This window comes from Laspinema palackyanum D2c (genome assembly GCF_025370875.1).
In the GTDB taxonomy this organism is placed as follows: Bacteria; Cyanobacteriota; Cyanobacteriia; order Cyanobacteriales; family Laspinemataceae; genus Laspinema; species Laspinema palackyanum.
Window position 1 is genome coordinate 40,097 of record NZ_JAMXFD010000017.1, and the last position, 19,095, is coordinate 59,191.

The following is a 19,095-nucleotide window of genomic DNA, read 5'->3' on the forward strand; positions in this document are numbered from 1 at the left end:
GCTATATTTTTGCATAACAAATACCAAAATCCTGCTGAAATATCTTGAAACGGGTAGCCCAGCAGGATAAATGTGCTATCATGTTTTCAGAAAAAAAAAAAAGTGGCTGCCCCGGAAAGCTCGACGCCAATCGAGCGGATCCAGAACCCCCACACACAGAAGATTAAACACAGAACACAAGTTCTGTAATCTTGAAAAACTTACTTGCAGTCTAACAAATTTAGGTTCGCTAAACAAGTTAGCCGCTCAGTTTAATCTTCTCAGGGGAACTAGATCCATGAAGGGACGGCTCAGAATAAGGAGCGTCTATGGATACTATCCTGCAATCCCGGCTGACTGCCCGGGCATTGTCGAGCTATCAATTTAGCTGGCCCTGCCCCTTCGCTCAAGATTCGACCATCGTTGAGTTGGGGGGGCAGAACTAATGGCCTTCTCAATCTTCGATTATCTCGAAAAACTCGAACCCGCCAAGCGCAAAAATGCCTACATCTGCCCCGTCTGCGGTGGCGATCGCCTGACGGTGGACCCCAAGGATGGCAAATATAGTTGCTGGCACGGCTGCGAATGCTACGAGATTCGGGAGAAAGTCGCTCCCTGGAATGGGTTGAACTCGAACTATCTCGATCGCCTACAAGAGCAAGCCCAAAAACGTCGGGCAGAAAACCGGCGCATCCAGGAAGAGAAAGAGCGCCAGACCTCGGACCTGGACGACTTTCTAAATGTCCGGGATGCCGAACTGAAACGCTGGCTGAACACAATGGGTTTATCCTCGCAGCACCGAAATGACTTGCACCGGCGCGGACTTTCCGATGAGGTGATTGAGCTAGGTGGATTCCGGTCGTTGCCGTTTGGTCTGGTGTGTCCCGCTTGGATTGGCGGGAAAATTGCGGGCTACCAGATTCGCATGGACCAGGCGAAAAATGGGGACAAATATCGATGGGGCAAGCAGCAACGGCTCAACAATGGCGAAATGCCCATCACCGTGACTGGCTCACCCGTTGGAGCCACTGCCAACCTGAGCGAGGGCATCCTCAAACCGCTCATCTCTCAGCAACGGCATGGTGGGCTGTGGATTGGTGCGGCGGGGGGTCACTTCAAAGCGTCGGAACTGACTTTGATGCGATCGCTCTACCAACTGGGCATCAAGAAGATTGTCTATTGGCCCGACTCTGATGGGGTCAAGTTCAACATTCACCAGAAAAAAGCTGAGTTGTTGCAGTGGCTGGAGTCGAAAGGTTTTGAGGTGGCAGTGGCATATTGGGGACAACTCGAAGGCTCCGAGTTCGACTGCGATGAGTTGCCAGCCGTTATGCAAATCAAGGAAATCTCTCTCTCACAATATCGCACTAAAATTGGACTGGCGAAGCGGGTGCGGTCGCTGACTCGCCAACCCGATATTATCCTGAACAGCAAGCGGTTATCGCCGGACACAGTGAAGCAGATGCCTCGGTTTGGATTAGTCGGGACCAGGAGCGGGAAAAAGACTGGGAAAACTCGCTCGTTCATTCAGGAATATATTGCATTTTGCAAGGCCAATAATCTCTCGATTTTGTCGCTATTCCCTCGGATTTCTCTGGGATTACAAAGCTGTGCTGAATGGGGGATTCCCTGGAAAAGTGACCTGGATTTAGTCACGGAAGACGGGCAAGATTTGACGAGATTGCAGCGCGCCCATACCAACGAAATCGGTCTGTGTTTTGATTCGTTGCTCACCGTATCTTGGCGCGAGTGGGACGTGCTGATTTTGGATGAAATTCATACGTTACTGGAACATCTGCTGACTGCAAACACCGCCATTGCTAACAACCGACCGCAGATTATCGCGGCCTTCGAGAAACTCTGCCGCAATGCCAAACTAATTCTGTGCTTGGACGCCGATTTGGACGATGCCGATATCCAATATATGGAAGCGATTTCCGGACGAAAAATGTTTCTGGTTCGCAACGACGGCAAGCCCGAAGAAGGTAATCCTATCTTGTTTTATGAAGGCAAACCGGGTTCGATTCACGAGAGAATTCTATCGGCAACCAGTGCGGGAGAGCGGGTGATTTTCTTCTCTGATTCGCGCACTGAAATCGAAGCCATCGAGTCCATTCTGGTAGCGAATGATATCAATTGTCAGTCTTGGACACAAGACACCGCAAAACTTTCGGAAGTCAAAGAACAAATGAAAAACCCGAATCGCTGGCTTTCGGCTGAAGCGCCCCAGGTGTTGCTCATTTCACCCACTGCTATCGTGGGATTGTCCATTGAAATTGACTCGTTCAACTTACGAATTGGCTACTCGGCAGGTGTGTGCCAACCCTATGCGTTCCGGCAGCTTATCGCTCGATATCGTCCGAACATTCCCACTGAAATCTATGCCAGAAAATGCGGGATGCCAACCGGGGAATTGAGCCATTACACCGACCCCAAGAAAGTTATCAAAGCGCTCACCCTCAATGCCAAAGATGGCTTCGATGTGGCGGCATTGGCTCAAGCAATTGCCATCAAAGAAGACGGCTTCGACCCGGAGGATTGGGCGGAGATTTTGCAGGAATGGCAAGCTGAGGACTGGGCCAACTGTCCGAGTTTGCAACTTTACGCCGAAATTATTGCTCGTCGTAACTTTGCCTGGAAACATCACGCGGAGTTGTTGAAAGCGGAATTAGTCGCAGAAGGGTTTGAGATTATCGAAGTGATGGGCGAGGATTCTTATGCCTCCGAATTGGTCAAAGAAGCCAAACTCGAAATTAAGCAGAAGGAAGCTACCCAACGTTTCCAAGGCTGGAGTGGCCCGTTAACCCTTGAGGATGCTCGAATCATCCTGGACGACCCTGCCGCATCGGAAGCCGACCGCAATGAAGCCAAGGGCGTTCTGTTGCGTGAGGATTTGCCCGGTTTTGCGATGACACCCGAATGGATTTATACGAATATCATCCAGAACCCACTATACTTGTCCCGGCTGCGTTTGGGATACTGGCTGGAACGTCCCGAACTGGCGATGATTCTGGATGGGATGAAGTTGCGATCGCATCTCAAGCAGTGGTGCTCCAGTGTCATTTTTGTCCCCGACCTGACCACCGTGGGAGCTAAGTTGCGATTGTTGCAGGCCATCGGCATCCAGGAAATTATCAACTCGCCTGGATTTAGCACAACTTTGGAGGACCCGTTGATTGCGGCGTTCTGGGAAAAGTGCTGGTTCCGGCGTTATCAGATGAGTCGCATCCTGGGAGTACCCATCTCGGAAAACTCGAAGCCCGGGAAAATCCTTGCGTCCATTTTGCAAAAGATTGGTTTCAAACTCAAAAGCCGCATCGTCGGCAAAGACCGTAAACGCATCTATCAAGTTGTGGCCCCTCTCGACCGAGATGCTATCTTCTGCGCGTGGGACCTGAAGTATGCCGATTTAGTTGCGGCGGGTGAGTTGTCTCGGGGTCGTGTTCCAGAAATTGCCGCTGCCTTGACCCGGGACCGGCAAGCACCTAAAATCGCCCAAACCCAGTCCCAGCAAGCCTCCGTTGGGGTGATCACAAGTCCCGATAAAAACGCTGCTCTTATAAATAAGCCGACTTGTGATCACCTTGGCTCAATGGAACAATCTGACCTTAACCTCGCACCCAAGGTCCCACTCACCGGCAGTCTGGAGCGCAACTATCCCGTAGGCGATCGGCCTAACTCCGACCCTACCGATTTCGCCACCAACGGCACCGACATCGATGGCTGGACGGAACTGCTCAAGTTGGTGGCTGCCGAACCCGATGCCGATGCTCAGTTGCTGGCCGATGCCACCGTGGGTCTACCCCAGCAATGGCGGCGCACGATATGGCAGCGGCTGTCTCGGGAAGTGCGCGATCGCCTCCAGCAGATTCGCAACCTCGTCCAGCCCGTGAGTGATTGGATGACTAGCACATAAGTCACAAAATGTTGCCAATATTTTGGAGGTGCTTGAGTCAAACTATCACAAGTGCTATAATTGGTTTATTCTATTCAGTCTTTGCCAGCTATGAATTACACCTTGAAAGAAGCCAAGATTTTCTATCGCAAAGCCTTGAAACTTGCGAAAGAATCACATTGGTTTGCCAAAATCGACCGTCCCTATCCCAAGCTGGCGGGGTACGAACCGTTCTCCAGTGCGGCTAAGAATCTGGCTCACAATCTGCTAACAGTAGAAATGGGCGTATCCAGTGGGCAGTTAGATATCCGTAATGTGCTGGGTGACCTAGCCTGGAATGGAATTTTGTCCGCCGCCTGGACTTTGGCTCACAACGAGTTCCCAGTCTGGTGGCTGGGTAAAAATTTGTTCGCCGCGTTTGACGAGTCCGACGTACCTCGGGCAATTGGCGATTTGAAGGTCTTGGTTCCCTGCGGTATTATCATGCTACCCCGAGACAAAATCCTGAACCCTGAAAACAACGCTTGTGATTGGGTGTTCTTCCAGCATCTCCCGAAAGGCTTGGAACTGCCTCCGTTGAAGCTGGGAGGCCACACCATCGAACACGCTCCCCTAGAATGCGATAAGTTCCGGTGGGCTACCGTCCTGCGCGAAGGCACGGGTTATGCCAGCACGATTGAACTGGCAGGGGACGAACTGATTCACGGTGACTTCGAGATGGTCAATGTCGGATTTGTGGATTCCAACCAAGACCTCAACCTCGAACAGCAGTTCCAGCAGCGCATCGAACGCATCGTTCTCCAAACGCTCCTCTATTTGCAAATTCGACCCGATGACTTGACCCCTCCGGCTCCAGCGGCAATTTCCACCAAAGGTCAAGGATTTTCTAGCGGCAAGTCTAAATCGGAACGCTTTAGCCCCTTGATGATTGGTCAGCAGTTTCAGCCCAAAACTGAACGGGCTACGGGTACAGCCCACTCCACCCATGCCACTCCCCGGACTCATTGGCGTAAGGGTCATTGGCGCAGGGTGGCGATTGGGGAAGGACGGCAGCAGCGAGAGTGGCGCTGGATTCAGCCGGTGTTGGTGAATGGGTGAGGTTTGGAATGTGCAATTAGGTGTAGGTGTTTGAAGTGGATATCAATGCGGCGATCAACACGCGCTATCATGACCAACCCGAGCAAAACTGGTTCGGTGGTTGGCAGTTGCGGCGGGTTGAATAAGCGATCGCTCTCAACTTAGACTACTTCCTCGGGTCATTCGACGCAATCCACACCTAGAGGCTGTTTCCAGATTGGAATTGGACCGTGACCGTGACCGTGACACTAGCTAAAAACTGAAAAGGGTTACAGGTTGTCTGTGGCGATCGCATCCTTGCACTTCTAAGAATCAATGGAATTTGCTCATGGTGACGACATTCTGCATAATTTTCCCAAGCGGTGTTCGCCAAGGGATCGCCTAGAAATAAGAAATACCTCCCACCGGACCCCATCTCGAACTTTACTCCCAACGGGTGACTAAATCCTGGGCAGCTTGCCGGTGTTGTTGGACTAATTCAGGAGGAGACAGGACCATCGCGTTGTTCATGTAGCGATAGACCCACAGCAGAAACTCTTTGAAAGAGCGCCGGGGTAGTGGCACGATGTAATCGATATATTCAATTTGGCCCGTCTCATTTTTGGGACCGAGTTTAATTTTTTGTTGCCGATGGCGGCAGTCCCCTTCCCGGATAAACTCCATCACCGGACTGAAAAATCGGACCTTGACGGGTTCCAACGTTAAAGTCCCGGCTAATTCTGCTGCTTGTTCCTCCGGGTCACCCAAGTATAATCCCCAACCATTTTGCAAGAGTTGATGGGCATTTTTCAGGCTTTGGGATTGATGTTCGAGGGTACGGTGCTGAGTGAGCAACTGGCAGTAGTCGCCAAAGCGGTCGAATCGACCGATCGCCAGATGGCCGGTCTCACAATATTCGTAAATCAAATACCAAGCGATATCATGGTACACCAGTTGCAGAGGCCAGAGTCGCAAAAGACCGACCAACCCGCGACCATACGGGTCACGTTTGCGGGAAAGTTCGAGCGCCTGAGCGGAGGCGATTGCTTCCTCCACCGTTGCTTGCTGATGAAATAAGGTGTTTTGATTGTTCCCCCGTTTCATCATCTCCAGTGGGTCTGTTTCCATGATGGCTCGATTCAGATGTTGGCGTACTGGGTAAGAAAATTGCCCCCCGCTCGCCAATTCCATCCCGCGCAACCGCCGAGATAACAGGTCGTGAAGCTGACGCGCTTGGGGATTACCTTGGTATTTACCTTGCGATTCCAAGGCACACATCATCACCTGCAACTGTTCTTGGCTCATCACGCCAGTTCCCAGGTAGTATCCCCAACGATAAATCCGGCGCTCAAGGATGCCGTAGTCTCGCAAGCATTGTAAATCTTTGCGAAGGGTGGCAGTTGCCGGATAGCCTGGAGCCAATTCCATTCCCAAACTCGCCGCCAACTCGCGAAATTTTTTTTGGACACCTTGCAGCGCATCGCCGGAGTGACTTTCCCGTTCCTCTTTATGTCCGACGCCGGGATAGTGAACCAGGGCCGCAATCAGCAACATCAACCGCTCAAAACTGCTGCGGTCGGAATAAGGGTGGGGGGTCGGTTTCTTGGCCATGCGGGTTACCTTTTTTTTTGGGGAATGTCAAGGTAATGGCAATATTGACACAGTTTGTTAACAATGGCGAAATCTGTTCACTTGTAAAGGTTTGTATCGTTTTGCAATAATTTGGATACATATCTTCAAATTTCAGACAACCCTAGAAAAAACTGATAAATTTAGGGTTAATCGGGTTTTTGTGCGCGCCATTGGGTTCGTACATCGCGAGAGTCCTACTCTCATTAAATAATGTCACGGGCAAACCTTGCATATTGGAGCAATTGCTTCCCTAGAGAAGAAGCAGAATCCTTATGGCATTCCCAGGTGGAGGCTGGGAACGGCAAGAAATTCTAAGAATGCCCAGAAAATTGCGTAATTTTTCCCAAATATTCCGATAGGTAAACAGAAGGCGACGGCTTGCGTTAATTCCCCGCCGGTCCATTCATCTCAAGAAAAATCAACAAACCATGACAAATACACCCTATTGGCAAGCGAAAATCTGGGGATTGCTCCATGATCCAGCGCTCAAAGCATTGCAGACGAATGTAGGACGCGGTAGCGAGGGAGCATGGTCATCTTTGGCTTGCATGGAGGGCTGGATATCTCCGAAAGCCAAATCTCATAAGGAGTCTGTCTATAGTAGCAACTGGTTGAAAGAAATTAGCTTGTGCGATTTGATTGCTTCAGCCAGCGATCGCGCTGCCCTGGGTCGTCTGCCCGGTCATAAAGCAGTAGATTATGACGAGAACGGCTTAGAAATCAAGCATCTACTTTCGGGAGCCAAACAAACCCTTAAATTAGCCGAATGGCACGATTTCTTGCTCAATGACAAGACTAATCGAAGCAAATGGTTAGCGGAAGTGGAAACGATTTTGATTCCCGAAAGTATCCGCACCTGTACGGATGCGCGGCAAGTCTACTGGTGGTTATGGCGCTGCTATCCTGTGGCCCTCTCCCGCGCCTTGGACCAGACGGCTAATCTCTCAGAAGAATCCACGTTGCCCTTACTCCCGGCAGATACTCGCATTCCCGATGCATCGGTATGGAGCCATACCACCATGACTTCTGCTTTGGCTGGTGCGTTAGCAGGTTACCATTGTGACCCAGATAATTATCCCCGGAAGCGGGCCATCCAAGGCAAAAATTATCACCAATCCCGTCCTTATGTGGGCATTTTTAGCTTTACGCCGGTGCAGGAACTCATCAAAGCCAGCCGTAAGATGCGTGACTTTTGGGCGGGGTCTTGGTTACTCCATTATTTATCTGCGAAGGTCGCTTGGTCGCTTGCTTGGAAATATGGCCCGGACACCCTGGTGTATCCCTGTCTCTATGCCCAACCGCTGATTGATTCCTGGCTATTGTCAAAATATCCTGACTTTTCCGAGTGGATTGAATCCCCTAGCGAACGGCAACTGCTCACCGCTGGATTTCCCAATGTGCTGGTGATGATTCTGCCAGATAACGGCGCGGGCAGCACCGGCAAGGGGCAGGTGAAAAATCCAGTTTGTGCCGCGATGCAACAGGCTGAACAAACCCTCAAAGACGAATGGCTAAGTTTGGGAAACCAGGTGTTGACGGATTTGCAGGGTACTCAAAAATGGATGCCCAAGCTCAATCCCCATACTTGGTCCGACTGGCTCAAAGCGCAGTGGCAAACTTATTGGACCGCTTTACCCCTAGGCGATCGCCTTTTGGAACTGCACCAGTCCCCACGTCAACCCCAAAGTTATCAAACTTGGCAAAAGGCCCAAAATCAGTTTGCTCGTCCTGCGGAGAATCTACTGGTGGAGGCCGAAGCGCAATTTGTGGCCGAAACTTATCAGATTAGCGTTGCCGAAGATTGGCGCGATCGCCGCCAACGGTCGCAATCTTATAAAGCCAGACAGCCAAATTTGAACGTGGGTTCTTGGTGGGCCAGCATTTTCGACCAAACCCGGTTTGCGTTGACGGCGGTTAAAAATTCGCGAACTTGGAATATTCCGTCTGCCTTTGGACCCCGGTCTACGGTTTCTGGTATCGGTCCTGTGGTCCATAATGGTCCCGATTGGGTGACCGAAGGAGAAACGGCAAAAGACTGGCAGCGGTCGGTGGGATTGTTTGATGGGATTGAAGAACTCAATGCGACCGAAGTGCTTAAACGGGGATTGCACCGGATTCTGCCCGATTTATTGCAGCAACCCCAAACCCGGTTGCAGCTTTATTATCCTGACTTGACTTCGGGGGTGGCTGGATGGTTGCGACATCATCCCCAACAACAAGAAGCTTTGGCTTACTATCAGAAGGCTTGCGAAAGTTTAAGCGATCTTCCTTGGATTAAAAACAATTCTAAGGGGGAACCCCAATCTTGGGGAATTCCTTGGATTGCGGACCAACATCCCGAATGGCCTCATCCCCGGGTCTTGAATGCCGGATGGTACATTGAAGAGTTTGAACCACAAGCGCAGACAGCCGGGGCGGTCCTGACTAAAACCGAGCAAAAACAGCAGAAACAAGAAGAACTTCGGAAACTGCGTGAGGCCATCAGCCAATGGTTCCCCCCCGGCGCTAATCCGACGGATTGGTATGTGCTCGCCGCTGGAGATGGGGATGGGATGAGCAACTGGCTCAAAGGTGAACCGTTGCAAGCCTATAAGGAGTATATTCCCAAAGCCTTGCAAGACCAAATCCCGGAGTTAGCAGTTCGCGAGTCCTTAGAGAAGTTCTTAGAGTGCCAAAAACGCATGGGTCCGGCGAGTCATAACGCCCTGAGCCGCGCCTTGTTGGATTTTTCCAATCAGTTAGTCCCGTACCTGACCGAAGTGCGCTATGCAGGACGGTTGATTTATGGCGGTGGCGATGACGTTTTGGCCTATACCAACTTGTGGGAATGGGATAGCTGGCTGTGGGATATTCGCCAATGTTTCAAGGGCGGCAGCGACCCGAAAGGGGAATTTTCCTGTGATGGAGATTATTGGCGCTTCCAAGGAGAGAAATTACCTAAAAATCTTTCCAGCAGACCCTTGTTTACGATGGGTTCGAGAGCCAGTATTAGCTTTGGCATGGTCCTGGCGCATCATTCCGTTCCTTTGGCGATCGCTTTAGAAAACCTCTGGGAAGCGGAAGACGGAGCCAAGGATTATTCTACTCCAGCCGGAGAGGTCAAAAATGCAGTGCAGGTGCGAGTGCTGTATGGCAATGGGAATATCCTCAAGGCAACGGCCAAGTTTGAGGTGTTTGATAAGTGGCGATCGCTGCTGAATTTCCCTAAGTTAAATGACGTTAACTTAGATTTCCCTGCCCTAGATTGTGCCTTATTTGAGCAAGCAGCAGAGGTCTGGAGTCAACATCCCGTTCCCTGTGCCGACGCCATTTTCCACTGGACTACAGCCTTCTGTAGCCGTCGCGAGGTTTTCAAAGGCGATGACGCCTTGAAAGTTAAATTTCAGGAAGCCTTAAGCGAGTTCCTCAAGAATTTGTATATAACGACCCAAAGCAAAGACCAAGAAACCGACGTCAAAAACTGGCTGAAACTGGCGGCCTTCGTGCTGCGGAGTCGCCAAATTAAAGTAGGAGGTGAACATTAGATGTATTGGTACACAATCACGCCTCTGGATGTGCTGATGTTGCGGGATGCCAAACCCTTTACCCCGGGGGAACGCGCTTGGGCTGGGAGCATATTTCCCCCTAACGCTCATACCATCGCCGGGGCATTGCGGGGCATTAGTGGGGACGCAGGTAAGTTCCACCTCAAAGGAGTTTTTCTCGCTTATGACGATACTCTTTATTTTCCCCGGCCCTTGGGATTTGTAGGACCTACTCCCTTGCTGCCTTTGGACTGGATGGGAGACTTTCCTCTAAGCCAAGGATACTGGAATCCTCTCCAACCTTGCCCTTTGGTAAAACCCCGTACAGAGGGGAAGCGGGATGAGGAAGATGAACCAGAATCTGGATATTTTTACCGCCAGTTTTTGCCCACTCAAGCGATCGCTACTTATCTGAAAACGGGCCAAATTGCTAAACCAGATTGGCTAACTCAAGACCAGAACGCCGTCAAACCCTGGACTGTGGAAACTCGTTCCCATAATTCTTTGGAACAAGGGACTCGGCAAGTCAAAGATGCTGATGGCTATTTTGTCGAGAATGCAGTCCGGATGACACCGGGTTGGAGTTTAGCGATCGCCGTTAATCAGTTGCTCGACAAAACGGTAATTCAACTTGGTGGAGAGGGACATCGGGCAATTTTAGAACGCTCCCAACCGTTAGAGGAGCAGTGGAAAACCATCTCGACCCTGAGCGATCACAACTTCAAACAATCGGGCAAGGCGATCGCCTATCTGGTCACCCCAGGTGTATTTGAGCGCAAACAAGACTCAGGTCAAGCCGTTTGTCGTGCTTGGCCCTGGGAATGGAAATTAGCTCATGCGGCCAATGGCAATCAAAAAACGGGTAGTTTAGTTAGTGTAGCTACAGACAAAGCGGTGCCGATTAGTTGCCGGGTTCGAGAGAAAGAGAGTCAACAAGGGCAAGCTCAACGCAGCATTCCCGCCCCCCAAGTTTTTGCCGCACCCCCCGGAAGTTTGTACTACCTGAATCAGCCGGAACCCTTGTTCCAAGATAGTGACACCGCACCCCATCACGTTCAACGTTGGCGGCAGTTGGGGTATTCAGAATTGTTGTGGATTTCTTACGAAGGAGCAAATTAATGACCGAGTTAGTTTATCTATATCTGTTAGCCCCGTTACATACTGGCGGCACAACTCAAGAAGGAAACCTATTAGGAATTGCGCGAGAATCTCATACGGATTTGCCTTATATTCCATCGAGTACCATTCGAGGACGCCAACGCGCGAGTGTGGACAATCGCGTAGTCCGCACTCAACTGTTTGGGCCGGATTTGAAAGACTTGAATAATCAAGAGTTCCTAGCCGAATACCAATCCCAAACGGGTAAGACCATCACCCAGTTAGAACAGGGGGATATTTGGATTGGAGATGGTTCTTTGCTGTGGATACCTGTGCCTTCCCTAAGTCATGGGGTGGTTTGGATTAGCTGCCCAATGCTGCTTAATCGTTGGAAACGGTTTAATACCGAGTTGCATGAGATTCCGAAAGAATCCTATTTGACCAATGTCAAAAAAAATCAGTCGGGGATGTATCTGAAGGATGCGATTATCAATTCCAATGAGTTGCAAGACTGGAAAGACTGGCAGGCGTTTATCCCGCAGCATCCGGCAAGTCAAAGCATTGACCGGGTTTTGGTTTTGCCTGACCATCATTGTGTGACGTTAATCCAAATGAGTCTCTGGCGGCAGGTGAAGGTCAAGTTGGACGAGCATAAATCGGTCGATGGCGGATTTCGCTATGAGGAAGCGATTCCACCGGACACCGTGATGTATTTTCCTTGGGGCATTACGTCTCAGGCGAATGGTACTCGCCAAAGTTCTCAAACTGCATTTGAAAACTTGCTGAGTCGTCAAGAGATTATCCAGATTGGGGGTCAAGAAAGTTTAGGACGAGGGTTCGTTCAGCAATGGTCAACCTGACTTCTTTGGAACTCGTGAAAACAGTCTCTTTTTCAACACAGACTGTCCTTCGCCTAAAGAATTTACCACTAGAAAAAGGCCCGTATAATTGGGCTATTCTTCAACTTCAGCTTTAGTTTATTAATTCACTTCAGGAGTAACCATGATGACTTTTGACCCCCGGACTATAGCGACTCCCGTTTATGAAGCGCTGTCGGAGTTGCGATCGCAAACTCAGGACAACACTCACCTCAAAGAGCAGAAAAGTCAAGCTGTTGAACTCTATACCTATCTTTCTACTTGGGGCATGATGCGCCTGAAAGCAGAAGAACAAGCCCTCGGGCAAGAAGGGAAAAAGCAGGTTGTTCGTAAATATTTCGAGTGTTTACAAACCCTTGCCAATTTGCAGAATGGCAACCTAGCAGGCAATCAGGGCTTAACTACCCTCAAAAACTTAGATACCGACGAATATTTGGGGTTGACCGGATTGGGATTAGCTTTGGCCCGAGAGTTTAGTTTTTGGGCGACTGCTGTTTATCACAATGTTTCTGGAGAGGACTAAATCATGACACCAAATGTAGTCCAACCCCCGAAAAAACCCCAACCCCCGAAAAAACTCCAGCCCCCAGCGACTCCCTTAGCTGGCCCAACTCCTGTCAAAAACACCGCTAAACCCAAACTTCCTCTGGTTATTCCTCCCGTTGGTGGTGGCAATCAAGGTGGTGGTGGCAATCAAGGTGGTGGCGGTGGCGGGAATTCAAATTCGCCGCCATCTCCCTGGTTATATGCCGATCGCCCACCACAACCTGATAGCACCGCCAGTTTTGTAGAGTATCTGCGCTGGATGCGATCGCTTGATTCTCCGCAAAAAGACGGCACAAAGGTACAGATTCTGCAAATGGCAGAAGAAAAGGCCCAGTATCAGCAACGACTCCAACAACTCTGCGATCGCACCCAAGCAATTGCTGGTAAAAACAACACTTTCCAAGTCAAATGTCCTTGGCGGATTCGCGTTGGCGGACATCGGGGACCTGAAAGCATCCTGTTACCTGCTTTTGACGCCTTGGGGATGCCTTACATTCCTTCGGCAACCTTACGCGGGGTTGCAAGAACCCAGGCAATTCGCGAACGGATGGCAGCCGAGGGTGTGGGCTGGAAAGAAGCAGAGAAGCAGATTGCCCCTTGGTTTGGTTCTCTGGATGCCAAAGGTAGCGATCGCTATGGAAAAGTGGTCTTCCTCGATGCTTATCCCCTACCGCACAAAGCCGGATTAAAGGTGGATATGGCTAACAATATCTGGAAATGGGACGGGGATTCCTTGCCTAATTACAGTCCTAACCCTAATCCATTTTTCTCCCTAGAAGAACCCACCTTTTTAATCGGGTTACGCTTGGTCAGCAATTGCAGCGATACTTCGATTTTAGATAAAGTTAAAGCATGGCTGGTCACTGGATTGAAAGCAGGGATTGGCTCTCAAGTCAATAGTGGGTATGGAGAACTGATTCGTGCCGGTGCCAGTAAACCCAAGGATGAATTTTTCCGGCTAGAATTTACCTTGCAAGGTCAACTGATTCACGGACGCCAAAAGTTTACCGAATGGAAGAAGGATAAGCAGGATAAATGGCAAATGCGCGGACAACCCGATGCAGAAGTTCGTCCGATCGCCTTCAAGTCTATGTTGCGTTATTGGTTCCGCAGCTTCGCTTTAGGTGTCTTACCCCCGAGAGAAGTCCAACTATGGGAAGCGCAACTCTTTGGAGGCATCAATCCGACGAAACAATGGGGGTGGGTCCGAGTCGAGATTTTGGAGGGGAAAGTTACTCAAAAAGAACCCCGTTCTACAGGCCAAGGACAAAATGATGAATGTGGCGAACAGGTGGGAATTCTTGTCCTGCGCTATTCTCCTGAAGCCCCCGGGAATCAGCAAAAAGCAGTTGCCTCTTTGTTCAAGACTCTCACTTGGATGATGTTTCATCTGGGGGGAGTGGGACAAGGCTCACGGCGTCCTTGTTATTCCCGTCAGAACCGCGAACGAGCGCCCTGGTATCGCGGGTCTACCTTATATCCTGAAAATGCAGATTCATTCTGGAACCTACCCGATACTCCCCTAGAATTTCAGCAGCTTTTCCAACAGCGGTTACAGGAATTTTACCAGGCTTTAAACCAGGTGACTCAGCTTGCTGTAAATCCCCGTTCACCGTTACAAGCTGGGCCTGTTACCAGCAACCGTTGGAGTGAAGCCGTGGATCGCAATTGCCGAATTGTCGTTGTTTCGGGTCAAAACCAAGATAAACCTTATGCTTTAGATATTCTTCACCGAGAATTCCATAACCTGGAAAACCAGAGGAAATTTGATGAGGCTAAAAGTTTGTGTGGTGGAGTTCAACGAGGAGCAACTCCTTCTCCGATTTGGATAGCTGATTTAGACCACTATCAAGTTGTGACTGTATTTGCTGCAACTGCTGACCCGCGTAAACATTACCTGGATTTGTTAAAATCACCCGCTCAAATCTGGCCGATAACGTAAGTCAAACCTTCGTGGGTGATTGGCATCATTCCTGACGCCTAGGGGGATGTTCCAATTTTAAAAGCCAGGATGGGCAAATTTAAGTAATCCCTATTTGTCCAACTGGCCTTCTCGTTCAAGTTTTTCGCTTGGGTTAATAGCTATTTCTGAAGGGTATTCAAGGAAGGATACCCCTACACTTTGAATGGATGCAAAAAATCATCATGAAAACAACTGCACAACTGGAAATCGATCGCGTTGATACACTGATTATCACCGTGGGAACTCGTCAGGTCGGTTGGCGGAGCAAGGATGGAGTGGTCCGCTGTTTTGGGGCCGATGGCGATCGCGGTCATCCTCCCCATATCAACCAGTTGTACCAAGAATTGGGGATTGAGAGGGGTGCTTATGAACCGGACAAACCCAATATGCTGTGGAGTGTTCGGGATTTGGGGTCTCGATACTATGAACATTGCCAAGAGTGGTTGGGGGGTGATTTTAGTTCGGTTGAACTGTTACTGGACCATCAAATCATTGCCGATAGTGTGGCTAAAGGGCTGAATCACATCATCCTTTGGGCTACGAATCAGCCGGAGACGGTGCCTTGGAATTACCGGCGGGCGGATACCTGTTGGTTGGCGCAGTTGATGAAAGGCAAGATTGAAACGGCTTGGCCCGGAGTCAGGGTGGATGTTTTAGATTTGGGGGTAAATGCCAACGATCGCCACAAAATTCGGGAAGAGTTTGAGAATTTTATCTGGCCTTTTGCCTTAGACAAGCGGTCCCAGTCTCCCTCGAATGAATTTGTATTACTGATTGAAAATAAAGGGTCCGTTCCGGCGATCGCAGAAAGTCTAGAAATCTGTGCGGCAGCTTTGGTGCGTGAGTTCCAGGTGATTAATGCTTCGCCGATTGAACCGCCCAGTCCTTATTCAGCTTGTGAGAAGGAGATGTTTTCGGCAAGTCTTTCTCAAAGCTATGAAATGGTACCCTTGAGCGAGTATTTTTGGCCGCTAGAGCGCTCTCGCGTAATTTCAGCTTGGGAACGGGGAGATTTTCAGGAGGCTCAAATTTGGTTATCGGCCCATCAAAGCCGCCATAAGCCTTTATATCAGCTTGCCGGATACCTCACGCTTTCCACCAATTGGGAAATCGTCCGGTTTGCTCAGAACAAACAAATTGAGAATGGGTGGTTGCGATCGCGTTTGGTGGAACAACTCGCCGGGGCCGAACAGGTGCAGCAATGGCGCGATCGGCTGTTGGAGTTGCGAACCAATCCAGGTTTGCAAACCTGGGAAACGGTGTTTTTAATTGAATTGCAGTTAAAGCGCCAAAACTATACCACCACCTTTATGCAATTTTCTCAAACTGTCGAGCGATTGCTTTATCTTCGGAGTGAGCAAGAAAATTGGTTAGGAAAAAATATTATCAGCCTCCCCCCTAATTTTGACCCTTATGGGAAACCCTATCAACCGGGTTTTTATGGCTTAATTAATGGGTGGTGCAAACTGGAAAATATCCGTGAGTCCGATAAATGGTACAAACTGCTACATGGGATTCGGTTTAAGCGTAATGATTTGATTCATAAAGCAACTCCAGTAACCTTACAGGAGATGCAATTGCTCTGGTCAAACAATGGATTTCCGAAGGTTTCTGAGAGTCCAGAACTTTTGATGAAGTTAATGGTTGAGAGTCTCCGAAAGGTCTGCGATCGCCATTGGCAAATTCCTCAACAACCCCTATCGCGCTCATTATATGCTTGGGCACTAGAGATTTTACGCTCTGAGGTAGGTTCCCCCTAGGGTTTCACGAAACCTCAACTTTTCGGAGGACTCTGTTCATCTCTGCCACAAGTACGATCGCCCCCGGTTGATTCCCCTCAACGTTCACACCCCGTCCACTTAGCGCTGCCCCAAAATTCCGAAAAGGCGGCCAGGATTTATCTACCTTTCATCAATCAGGAGTCAAAACTCATGTATCTATCAATGCGTGGAATTCTCATTCGTCATATTGCCGTCGCTTGTATTAATGGCATCATTACTTTAGTTATTCTGCTGATTGCGCCTTTGGGATTAACCGCTGTTATTACTAATACTATAATGGTGGTTTTATCCACATTAGTGACTTCAGCTTTTGTCGATGGAGTGGTGCGTTTTTTAAATCCTGGTGAAACGGAAATGCTGCGAAATGCTCAAGCTCAAAAAGCCGCTTCAGTGATTCCCAATCGCAATTATGATGAACTAGACCGCCGGTCTTAATATGTTTATCTGTAGGGGCGTTTAAGTAAATTGCCCCTACAGATAGAACTCGGGCGTTAAAGCTATTTCTGTAAAAACTATTAGCCACTCTTCGCGGGCTGTATCTTTGGAACCCGACGCTTTCCAAGCGGAACCCTTATACAGGTGCAGGTCAATTGATAGATTTCTTTTGCCAACTTTTATGCAGACTTTGTATGTTTCTCAACAAGGTTGCTATGTTTGTTTAGACGGCGAACTCTTGCTCGTTAAACGGCACGACACCATTCTAAATGAGATTCAATTGCCTTTACTAGAAATGATTCTGGTGTTTGGGAAATCTCAAATAACTACCCAAGCCATTAGAAGTTGCCTCTGGCGGAACATTCCCATTGGCTACCTATCGCGGATGGGATACTGTTATGGTCGGATTCTGCCGATTGAACGCGGGTATCGGCAACTGTCCCGGTATCAACAAGAATTGAGCTTGATAGACCGCTTGATTGTGGCGCGGCGCATCGTCCAAGCTAAACTAAAAAACTCCCGGGTGATTTTGATGCGCCAACAACGGCGTCAAAATTCTGACGTGGTTGCTTTTGCGATTCAGAGTTTGGATTATTTGATGACCAAAGCAGGAAAAGCGGAACGAGTTGACCAATTGATGGGGTATGAAGGGACCGGCGCGGCCCAATATTTCTCCGCCTTCGGAGACTGCCTCAACTCCCGCGATTTTGTGTTTGCCGGTCGGTCCCGCCGTCCTCCGGGGAATGCGGTCAATGCCATGTTGTCCTTTGGTTATCAAGTGCTTTGGAATCATCTGCTGACGCTGATTGAACTGCAAGGACTTGACCCATATTCCGGTTGTCTACATGAGGGCAGCTACCGTCATGCGGCCCTAGCTTCGGACTTGATTGAAGAGTTTCGCGCCCCTTTGGTGGATTCGCTGGTTTTATATCTGGTAAATCGGAATATCATGGATGTGCGGGATGATTTTGTTTACAAAAATGGCGGCTGTTACCTGAATGAGTCCGGACGACCCAAATTTTTGAAAGCGTTTTTGCAACGTATGGAAGAGACGATTACCGATGATTTTGGGGAAACTCAACCGAAATGGGATTTGCTTCATCAACAAGTTAAGGAATACAAGCAATTTGTTTATGAACCTGTCAACGGATATTCCCCTTATCAGATTCGCTAAATTTTTGCCAAAGTCATAAATTGTGTTCCCCTTTTATCATAGAATGGGAATAGAGGTAGTCGGGAAACGAGGGGTCTTATATTTTCAATGGAAAACTCTGGATTTAAGCCAAATCGCTGATGTTGTTTTATGTGGTGGTTTACGATATTCCTGACAACAAACGCCGTAAAAAAGTCCATGATTTGCTGGAAGGCTACGGAAAATGGGTGCAGTATTCCACTTTTGAATGCGTCCTGACTCGTTCTAAATTTGATGAACTCAAGAAACGACTGGGCGAGCGGCTCAACTTACAGGAAGACAGCATCCGGTTTTATCCGCTTTCCCGGCATACCTCCGCCCGAGTTGAAACCTGGGGAGTGGGTCCAGTGATTACCGAATATCCCAGTTCCGTAATTGTTTAATGGGCGGAGTCCGTTCATTGGCTCCAGTCCTTCGACAGTTGGCTCCTTCCGTTTTGGCAATTTCTGCGAGGCTCAGTCAAAACCGCTGAAATGACCCAAACTCGTCCGGAGCCTCGCAGCCTTACTGGGCAAGACTTTCAGGTTTTAAGTGGAGGTGTTATCTTGACCCCTGTAGCAACAATTTTCCTGAGCCTCGCAAATTGCCTCTGGACTTCCCAGCCGGTGAGGGTTACAATCGGGGTACCTCCCCACTCGCTGGGGAAACTAATTGAATGGAAACTCGTAGCTCTGGTTATTGTAGAGAAATCTTTCCACTATCTCTCCCCACTCGCTGGGGAAACTAATTGAATGGAAACTAGTTTGAACATTGGTTTGAATTGAAGTTGATGAAATAAACTCCCCACTCGCTGGGGAAACTAATTGAATGGAAACCCAAAGCTGACCGCAGTAAGCCGGAGTTTACTCCTAACTCCCCACTCGCTGGGGAAACTAATTGAATGGAAACAACAGGACGGACAGGCTTATTGACTAAAGTTGTAGTAGCTCCCCACTCGCTGGGGAAACTAATTGAATGGAAACTTTTAGTTTCTTATCTTTTAGTTAAGAACAAGTTCTCCCCACTCGCTGGGGAAACTAATTGAATGGAAACAGGAAGTTCTTGAGAGAGGGCTTGATTTGGGCGAGTTTCCTCCCCACTCGCTGGGGAAACTAATTGAATGGAAACTTAGAAGTT

At 49.2% G+C, this 19,095-nt stretch carries 12 protein-coding genes and 1 CRISPR repeat array (1 of these 13 running past the window's edge); of the genes, 11 read left to right on the forward strand and 1 reads right to left on the reverse strand.

Annotated features, from left to right (window positions below):
* Positions 1 to 424: 424 nt before the first annotated feature.
* Together NG795_RS18545 and NG795_RS18550 are read left to right on the forward strand one after the other, a co-directional pair.
* Positions 425 to 3,895 carry a plasmid replication protein, CyRepA1 family gene (locus NG795_RS18545; protein ID WP_367290129.1) on the forward strand — a complete coding sequence of 1,157 codons (3,471 nt, stop codon included), beginning with the start codon at positions 425 to 427 and terminating at the stop codon, positions 3,893 to 3,895.
* A 90-nt stretch (positions 3,896 to 3,985) separates the two neighbouring features.
* Positions 3,986 to 4,972: an AcrVA2 family anti-CRISPR protein gene (locus tag NG795_RS18550; protein WP_367290130.1), complete on the forward strand. Its 987-nt coding sequence runs from the start codon at positions 3,986 to 3,988 to the stop codon at positions 4,970 to 4,972.
* A gap of 402 nt (positions 4,973 to 5,374) precedes the next feature.
* Here the strand turns inward: NG795_RS18550 and NG795_RS18555 are convergent, their stop codons facing one another.
* Positions 5,375 to 6,541 (reverse strand): helix-turn-helix transcriptional regulator, encoded by a 1,167-nt coding sequence (locus tag NG795_RS18555; RefSeq protein ID WP_367290131.1) that lies wholly within the window; start codon positions 6,539 to 6,541, stop codon positions 5,375 to 5,377.
* Positions 6,542 to 6,990: 449 nt separating this feature from the next.
* Here NG795_RS18555 and NG795_RS18560 point away from each other — a divergent pair, with 449 nt between their 5' ends.
* The 9 genes from NG795_RS18560 (at position 6,991) to cas2 (ending at position 18,362) form a co-directional block, all read left to right on the forward strand.
* A complete protein-coding gene (locus NG795_RS18560; RefSeq protein ID WP_367290132.1) occupies positions 6,991 to 10,086 on the forward strand; it encodes a type III-B CRISPR-associated protein Cas10/Cmr2 in 3,096 nt (1,031 codons plus the stop codon).
* Positions 10,087 to 11,205, forward strand: coding sequence for a type III-B CRISPR module-associated Cmr3 family protein (locus NG795_RS18565; protein ID WP_367290133.1), 1,119 nt, complete (start codon positions 10,087 to 10,089; stop codon positions 11,203 to 11,205).
* Positions 11,205 to 12,044: a type III-B CRISPR module RAMP protein Cmr4 gene (cmr4, locus tag NG795_RS18570; protein WP_367290134.1), complete on the forward strand. Its 840-nt coding sequence runs from the start codon at positions 11,205 to 11,207 to the stop codon at positions 12,042 to 12,044. The genes NG795_RS18565 and cmr4 overlap by 1 nt, the downstream gene beginning before the upstream one ends.
* A 142-nt stretch (positions 12,045 to 12,186) precedes the next feature.
* Positions 12,187 to 12,585, forward strand: coding sequence for a hypothetical protein (locus tag NG795_RS18575; protein WP_367290135.1), 399 nt, complete (start codon positions 12,187 to 12,189; stop codon positions 12,583 to 12,585).
* 3 nt (positions 12,586 to 12,588) lie between these two features.
* Complete coding sequence (locus tag NG795_RS18580) at positions 12,589 to 14,550, forward strand: RAMP superfamily CRISPR-associated protein (RefSeq protein ID WP_367290136.1); 1,962 nt, start codon at positions 12,589 to 12,591, stop codon at positions 14,548 to 14,550.
* Positions 14,551 to 14,753: 203 nt separating this feature from the next.
* Positions 14,754 to 16,331, forward strand: coding sequence for a hypothetical protein (locus tag NG795_RS18585; RefSeq protein ID WP_367290137.1), 1,578 nt, complete (start codon positions 14,754 to 14,756; stop codon positions 16,329 to 16,331).
* Positions 16,332 to 16,502: 171 nt separating this feature from the next.
* Complete coding sequence (csx18, locus tag NG795_RS18590) at positions 16,503 to 16,787, forward strand: CRISPR-associated protein Csx18 (protein ID WP_367290138.1); 285 nt, start codon at positions 16,503 to 16,505, stop codon at positions 16,785 to 16,787.
* Between the two features lie 181 nt (positions 16,788 to 16,968).
* Entirely contained in the window at positions 16,969 to 17,961 is a 993-nt protein-coding gene (gene cas1 / locus NG795_RS18595; protein ID WP_367290139.1) for a CRISPR-associated endonuclease Cas1, read from the forward strand.
* Positions 17,962 to 18,080: 119 nt separating this feature from the next.
* The gene (gene cas2 / locus NG795_RS18600) at positions 18,081 to 18,362 is read left to right on the forward strand and encodes a CRISPR-associated endonuclease Cas2 (protein WP_367290140.1); all 282 of its coding nucleotides are present in this window, start codon (positions 18,081 to 18,083) and stop codon (positions 18,360 to 18,362) included.
* A gap of 244 nt (positions 18,363 to 18,606) precedes the next feature.
* Positions 18,607 to 19,095: direct repeats of the CRISPR family, unit length 36 nt; unit sequence CTCCCCACTCGCTGGGGAAACTAATTGAATGGAAAC; it runs 2,653 nt beyond the window's last position.

What these genes read in the sequence shown, in the direction of transcription:
- NG795_RS18545 (WP_367290129.1), top strand. Translation starts at nt 425, where the DNA reads ATGGCCTTCTCAATCTTCGATTATCTCGAAAAACTCGAACCCGCCAAG.
- NG795_RS18575 (WP_367290135.1), top strand. Translation starts at nt 12,187, where the DNA reads ATGATGACTTTTGACCCCCGGACTATAGCGACTCCCGTTTATGAAGCG.
- cas2 (WP_367290140.1), top strand. Translation starts at nt 18,081, where the DNA reads ATGTTGTTTTATGTGGTGGTTTACGATATTCCTGACAACAAACGCCGT.
- NG795_RS18585 (WP_367290137.1), top strand. Translation starts at nt 14,754, where the DNA reads ATGAAAACAACTGCACAACTGGAAATCGATCGCGTTGATACACTGATT.
- NG795_RS18560 (WP_367290132.1), top strand. Translation starts at nt 6,991, where the DNA reads ATGACAAATACACCCTATTGGCAAGCGAAAATCTGGGGATTGCTCCAT.
- NG795_RS18555 (WP_367290131.1), bottom strand. Translation starts at nt 6,541, where the DNA reads ATGGCCAAGAAACCGACCCCCCACCCTTATTCCGACCGCAGCAGTTTT.
- cmr4 (WP_367290134.1), top strand. Translation starts at nt 11,205, where the DNA reads ATGACCGAGTTAGTTTATCTATATCTGTTAGCCCCGTTACATACTGGC.
- csx18 (WP_367290138.1), top strand. Translation starts at nt 16,503, where the DNA reads ATGTATCTATCAATGCGTGGAATTCTCATTCGTCATATTGCCGTCGCT.
- NG795_RS18580 (WP_367290136.1), top strand. Translation starts at nt 12,589, where the DNA reads ATGACACCAAATGTAGTCCAACCCCCGAAAAAACCCCAACCCCCGAAA.
- NG795_RS18550 (WP_367290130.1), top strand. Translation starts at nt 3,986, where the DNA reads ATGAATTACACCTTGAAAGAAGCCAAGATTTTCTATCGCAAAGCCTTG.
- NG795_RS18565 (WP_367290133.1), top strand. Translation starts at nt 10,087, where the DNA reads ATGTATTGGTACACAATCACGCCTCTGGATGTGCTGATGTTGCGGGAT.
- cas1 (WP_367290139.1), top strand. Translation starts at nt 16,969, where the DNA reads ATGCAGACTTTGTATGTTTCTCAACAAGGTTGCTATGTTTGTTTAGAC.